The following is a 251-nucleotide window of genomic DNA, read 5'->3' on the forward strand; positions in this document are numbered from 1 at the left end:
GTATCGCTCAATCCGCCGCTGGTGTTGTGGAGTCTCGGGATGTTTTCGCAGGGGCTTACGATCTTCCAGAACGCCAGCCATTTTGCGGTCAACGTTCTCGGAGCTTCCCAGCAGGCGCTGGCGTCGCAGTTCGCAAAGTCGTCGGATGACAAGTTCGCCGGCGTGAACTGGACGCCGGGGCTTGGCAACGCGCCGGTGTTGACCGATTGCGTCGCCAATTTCCAATGCCGCGCGGCCAATCGGTATTACGG

Annotated in this window: 1 protein-coding gene; it reads left to right on the plus strand. The window is 60.6% G+C overall.

Features of this window, described 5'->3' with window-relative positions; genetic code table 11:
* A partial coding sequence (locus QSV46_RS40460; RefSeq protein ID WP_314964310.1) for a flavin reductase family protein occupies positions 1-251 on the plus strand: 251 nt, incomplete at both ends.

The organism is Bradyrhizobium cosmicum (assembly GCF_032290525.1).
GTDB lineage: Bacteria > Pseudomonadota > Alphaproteobacteria > Rhizobiales > Xanthobacteraceae > Bradyrhizobium > Bradyrhizobium cosmicum_A.